This is a genomic window from Clostridium sp. CAG:43, assembly GCF_000434655.1.
Taxonomy (GTDB): Bacteria; Bacillota; Clostridia; order Lachnospirales; family Lachnospiraceae; genus Otoolea; species Otoolea fessa.
In genome coordinates, this window is record NZ_FR895044.1 from 1 (window position 1) to 6,075 (window position 6,075).

A 6,075-nucleotide genomic window follows, 5' to 3' on the forward strand; every position below is an offset into this window, starting at 1 on the left:
GTATCGGCTGCCAGATCCATCGCCGCAAGGCGGGTGGCATCCGGAACCGGCACATCCGCAAATGTCACCGGCGCATCCGCGTCAAATCCAAGCAGCATCAAAATATTCTGCTTGAGCTGCAGTGCCCCATTCTCTGCCTGCTGGGCGCTGGAATTGGCCTGCTGCAGCGCCTTCTGCGCCGTCAGGACCTCCTGCGCGGAAGCACGGCCGAGCGCCTGCATCTTCTGTGCGGCATCCGCATTTACCTGGCACATTTCCACATTCTTTTTCGCTGTTTCCACCTGCGGGAGCAGTTCCTCATACTGGATGAGCAAGTTCTGCACCGCCTTGACTAACTTATTCTTTGTCTGACGCAGGGTCCGGGCATAGGTGCCGGAAAGCTCCTTGTTCGTAAGCTTTGCCCCCTGTTTGCGCAGCTCTCTCGCTGCCGCCTTGTAGCCCTCAAACAGCTCTCTCGTCTCCGCATCCATATCGTCGGACTTCAGGTCCATCGCATCTTCCATGAGGGCGCTCGCCTCTGCCGCCAGGGCAGTTCCCGCCGACTGGCTGGTTGTCTGGCTGTAGAGCTGGGAACGCAGGTTTAAGTACGTGCTGTTGTACCCCTCGATTCGCCATGCGATCTCGCCATATTCCAGCGTCCCATCCTCTAGCTGTTCTTTGGTGTATGGGGAAGTTTCCTCCTCTACCTCGGTATTGCCGCCCGTCAGCACCGGACCGATCGCATCGTCGCCGATCAGCGCATCTGAGCCGATCCCCGGCGTTTTAGCCGCATATGCCGGCATCGTCATAGCCGTGCTGACTAACGCCGCCTGTAAAAGAATGGCAAACAGTTTTTTCCTGTTTTTCTTCATCTTACTCATCTTCATTTCCTTTCGGCGCTCTGCGCGCCCGCTCCCGATTCTATCCCAGCACCCCGTTTCAGGATGCCGAGTGTCAGGGCAAACCGTTCTCGGATACGGTTTTCCGGAACTCCGTCGTGAAAGCTCTTGATCTCCATCGCGATCGCCATCATCGCCATGCGGAAAAAACTCATATATTCCTCCCAGCCCAGCTTCCGCAAGGATTTTCCCACGCACGACTCATAGGCGGCACGTTCCAGCTTCCGTCCACGCACGGCGCGTGGACTGTCCGGATCGGAGCTGAATATATCAAAGAGCAGCGCCTCACGGCTGCTGCACTCCATGATGTTGCGGATGAAATCGGTGCGTCTCTCATCGCGGCACAGGGCAAGCGAACCGTTTAAAAACTGCCCTAACATCTCCCAGATGTCCCCCTGCGCCTCTTCAAGGCAGCGCACGCCGCACTCATAAAATTCATTGATAAAACTCTCACACAGATATCCTAAAACATCCCATTTACTGTCAAAATACGTATAAAAACTCCCCCGGGAGATCCCGGCATCTTCTATCATACGGTTGAGCGATGCTTTTTCTATCGTCGTCCGCGTATATTCAGCCATACACGCGTCCCGAATTTTCTTCTGTTTTTCCTCTGGCAGCCGCTTAAATCGTTCCGACGGCATCTTCTTCTCCCCCTTTTTCTATCAGTACAGGCAGCTTCCCCGTCCCGGGTCCGCCGCCTGACAGATTCACTGCTTAACCTGCTTTTCCTTAGTCGCAGTCCAGCTTATCATACTCATCTTCTTTGCCTTTTCCCATGTTATAAACCACTCGGTAGAAGGACGGAAGCAGTACCAGCGTCAGGATCGTCGCCGCAACCAGACCGCCGACGTTTACAAGCGCTAAGCCCTGCATCATCTTGCCCGCCTTACCAAATGCCAGACAGTTCGGGATCATCGCAATGATGGTCGTCAGTGTCGTCATGCAGATTGGGCGTACACGGATCGCACCTGCCTCTACCAGCGCCTCGTCTAACGGCATCTCCACCCGCAGCTGGTTGACCGTATCCACGTACAAAATACCGTTGTTTACAACCGTACCGACCAGCATCAGGAAACCAAGCATGGAGGTCATACTGATCGGGCAGTCCGCCAGGAACAGGAAGCCAAAGGAACCGATCAAACTGAACGGTATCGTTGCCATAACCATCAGGGAGAATTTCGGGGACTCAAACTGAATCGCCATGACAATGAAAATCAGAAAGATCGCTGTGACAAGCGCCATTCCCAGCGCGGAAAGCTCCTCGCCCATCGACTCATCCTGGCTGTTGGTCGCCATCTCAACGCCGTACGGGAACTCCCAGTTCTGCACGAAGCTCTTGACATCTTTTTCAGCCGTCTTCTTATAATCTGCCTGTGCCTGCATCGTGATCGATACCTGGTACTGTTTCTCTTTTCGCGAAATCTCCTGTGGGCTGTCCTGGTAGTAAATCTCTGCCAGATCCTCCAGCGGAAGCGTATTGCCCGCCGCTGTCGTGATCATCATGCCCTGCAGTTTCGCGATGGAATCGTAACGATCCGGCGCAAATTCTACTTTCACATCCTGATCCTCGCCGTTGACGGAGATCGTCGCCGCTTTCACACCGCTTAAATTGCTGTATACAACCGAACCGATGCTTGCCGGGGTCAGTCCCTCTGCCTCCGCCTTGACCGGATCCACTTTTACCTTGATAACCGGCGCCGCATTCTCAACAGAAGAATGTACCTGCATAACATCCTCGCGCTTGCGAAGCTCCGTTACCAGAGCATCCGCTGACTTCTTTAATGTATCATAATCGGTACTCTGCAGATCCACCTCAATCGAATCACCGCTGCTCATGCTGCTGCTCATACTGCTGCTGCCCTGTTCCAGGGTAATGGTCGCATTAACGTAGTTCTGTGTCGCATATCTCCACTTCTCGATAACCTCGTCCGTGGAAAGCTTTCTCTTATCTTTTAAGTAGGCATTCAGTGTCACATCACTTCCAGAAGTCATGCTGACGCCACTGTTTCCATATGTCATCAGGTAATGATCCACATCCTCGTCTGCCTCTACCATATTTTCCAAATCAAGCACAGTGTCACGGATCGCCGATACCGAATAACCCGGCTTCGTCTTGATCGTCATCGTTACGATACCCTCATCGATCGAGGACATCAGCTCCAGGTTCAGTCTGGACGCCATGAGGAGGGCCAGCACAACCAGCACCGCCGTCGTTCCAAATACCAGCGCATAGCGCTTAATGACCTGCGGCATATGCTTGCGGTACCAGGCCTGGATGCCTTTGATGATGCGTCCTGCCGGCGCATGATCCTTCTCCACCGGATGCCAGAACATATAGCAGAGCGGCACGATGATGACTGCCGAGAATAAGGAAGCCGTCATACAGAAGATGATCGTGTAGCCGAGCTGTGTAAAGAGCTGTCCAGACATACCGTTTAACATCAGAAGCGGAATAAATACAACACAGGTTGTCAGCGTACCGCCGGTGATCGAGCCGATCATCGTGCGCGTACCTTCCAGCGCCGCGTCGTAGAAATCCAGTTTTTCCTTCGCCCGGAAACATCCGTCGAGGACGTTGATCGAGTTATCAACCATCATACCAACGCCGAGAACGAGCGACGTCAGGGAAATAATGTTCATTGAGAATCCCATCGCCGCCATACAAATGATCGCCAACACAACGGAGATCGGAATGGACGTACCTACGATGACCGATGCACGCAGATCGCCATAGAATAAGAACAGAATGATCATGGACAGGATGATCGCCAGGAGCAGCGTTTGGATTACGCTGCTTAAAGACCGTTTCAGCGTGTCACTGGCATCATCTACCACGGTGATTTTAAGACCCGGATACTGCTGTTCAATTTCCTGCACCTTCTTGGTTACCTGGTTGGAAACCTCGATCGCGGTGGAACTCTGCTGTTTCTTGATTCCCAGGGAGATAACATCTTCGCCATTATAGCGTCCGATCGAGTTTGCATCCTCCAGCGCCTCATAGACATTCGCGATATCAGAAAGATGGATCGTCTCACCGTTTGCCAGCGGAAGCACGACATTTTTCAGACTTTCCGTGCTCTTAAATTCGTTGCCGACACTGACGTCGAGATCCTGTTTTCCAACCCGGACATCGCCCGCCGGGATCGTGAAATCGGCGGCACCGACTAACTGTGCGACCGTATTCATATTCAGGTGGTACTGTGCCAGTTTTTCCGGAATCAGTTCCACGCGGGTGTAGCTCTCCTGACCGCCGGCAATCGAAACCTCGCCGACCGAGCTTAATTTCTCAAACTCAGGAACAATTTTGTCATCTACATATGTATAAAGGTTCTGATCAACGTCGCCGCTGACTGCCAGCGTAACCGTCGCCATCGAGTTGATATCCAGCTCCATGATATTCGGGTCATTGGCATCGTCCGGCAGATCGCCCTGAATGCCGTCTATCGCCTTTTTCAGGTTAATGTATGCGGTATCCATGTTGGTGCCGTACTCATACTGGACAATGACGATCGATACATTTTCACGGGAAATGGACTGTACCTTATCTACCGAGTCCAATGACGTGATCGCATCTTCTTCTTTCTTGGTAACCAGATCGGTTACGTCCTCCGGGCTGGCTCCCGGATACACCGTGGCGATGATTAACATCGGCATCTCCATCTCTGGCGTCAGTTCCAGCTTCATGCCCATGACGGACTGAAAACCGAAGTACGCGATGGTGATCAGACAGAGAATGATGGTAACCGGACGCCGCAGTGCGAGTTTTGTCAGTCGAATCATTCTTTGTCACCTGCCTCTGTCATCTCCGCTGCTGTCTCATTGTTTCCGTCTGTCTGCGCGCCATCGCTATCCTGTGCCAACAGGACTTCTCCCTGATCCACCAGCTCGTTGCTCCAGCTTACGATGACCTGGCTGTCGCTCGTCAGACCCGATTTTACTTCCATATTTTCATCGTCATAGATACCTGCTTCGATCTCGGTTTTCTCCGCTTTTCCGTCCTCATAGAGGTATACAAACGGGGCACCGTTGTCGTAGCTGACTGCATCGACCGGAACGGTTAGCACCTGGCTGACGCGGTCCATGATAATCGTCATTTTTACGCGGGAACCATTCGTAAGACCTGCTGCATCCGGCACCATCGCACGCGCGTCATAAAGACCGCTGCTCTCGTTGACCATAGATCCGATCTCGGTCACAGTACCGGTGTAATCCACACCGTTTTTCTCCAGCGTCACGCTGTCACCCAGCTCCATCGTCTGGTGGATCTTCTCGGTGATACCGAATTTAACCTGTAACTGGCTGGCACCGGAGATCGTGCAGATCTCGCCAGCCGGAGATACATGATCATGCGGTTCGACGCTCCGGGACTCGATCACACCGTCGATCGGCGCTGTCACGGTTGTGTATTTCACCTGCAGATCGTACTGATTCTTCGCAGATTCATAGGAAATCTTCGCGCTCTGTGCGTTGTTTTGTGCCTGCTCCATCGCCTCCTGGGAGACAAAACCATCGGCAAAGAGCGCCTGGGTACGGCTTAAATTGCTGTCCGCATTCTTTAAGGCAACGGAAGCCGCATCCACCTGCAGCTTTAACGCTGTCAACGCGTCGGAATCGATCTTGCACAGCGCCTGCCCTGCCTGGACCGTATCGCCCGCCTGGAAGTAAACCTCCAGCACCTCGCCGCTCATCTTCGGCATGACGCTCGCGCGGGACTGCGGCTCTACCAGTCCGGTCAGATCCGTGTACAGGCTGATGTCCTGACGAACCGGATTTTCTACCTTTACGGTTGGACGGGACTCATATTCCGCCGCCGTATTCTTATGGCCGCATCGGGACAAAACGACAGCACCAACTACTACAATCGCAGCCAGCGCCAGAATCTTTCCTCTTTTTTTCATAATTTCCTCCATCTATGCTTGTTCTTGGTATAAATTTTTCTCAGTCTATATTTTACTCATCTCGTATACACTTTGCCACTCCCAAGTTTGGACAGGTGTGTACACAAATTTGTCAAAATGTATCCATCTATGTTCATCTTTTTTTCATGACACCCGAATTTTCCTGCCGCTGACCGTTTTTTGGGGTACATGACAGCAAAAACGCAGGAAAAACCAACCAAATACCGCTGATTCCTCCTGCGTTTCCTTGTTCCATTTTCTAATTGACAATCATTCGTAACTGTTCAGTACCTTCA

The 6,075-nt window shown here is 52.5% G+C and carries 4 protein-coding genes; all 4 read right to left on the reverse strand.

The features are described from left to right. On the reverse strand, positions 1-860 hold an 860-nt coding region (locus QVO97_RS03635; protein WP_288188823.1), incomplete at its 3' end, for a TolC family protein. Between the two features lie 2 nt (positions 861-862). Further along, complete coding sequence (locus QVO97_RS03640) at positions 863-1,522, reverse strand: TetR/AcrR family transcriptional regulator (RefSeq protein WP_022359042.1); 660 nt, start codon at positions 1,520-1,522, stop codon at positions 863-865. A gap of 88 nt (positions 1,523-1,610) precedes the next feature. After that, positions 1,611-4,661: an efflux RND transporter permease subunit gene (locus QVO97_RS03645; protein WP_022359043.1), complete on the reverse strand. Its 3,051-nt coding sequence runs from the start codon at positions 4,659-4,661 to the stop codon at positions 1,611-1,613. Beyond that, the gene (locus QVO97_RS03650; RefSeq protein ID WP_022359044.1) at positions 4,658-5,779 is read right to left on the reverse strand and encodes an efflux RND transporter periplasmic adaptor subunit; all 1,122 of its coding nucleotides are present in this window, start codon (positions 5,777-5,779) and stop codon (positions 4,658-4,660) included. The genes QVO97_RS03645 and QVO97_RS03650 overlap by 4 nt, the downstream gene beginning before the upstream one ends. Positions 5,780-6,075 lie beyond the last annotated feature (296 nt).

Bases quoted from the DNA above. Each gene is read 5' to 3' on its own strand.
- QVO97_RS03650 (WP_022359044.1), bottom strand. From the start codon at position 5,779: ATGAAAAAAAGAGGAAAGATTCTGGCGCTGGCTGCGATTGTAGTAGTT.
- QVO97_RS03640 (WP_022359042.1), bottom strand. From the start codon at position 1,522: ATGCCGTCGGAACGATTTAAGCGGCTGCCAGAGGAAAAACAGAAGAAA.
- QVO97_RS03645 (WP_022359043.1), bottom strand. From the start codon at position 4,661: ATGATTCGACTGACAAAACTCGCACTGCGGCGTCCGGTTACCATCATT.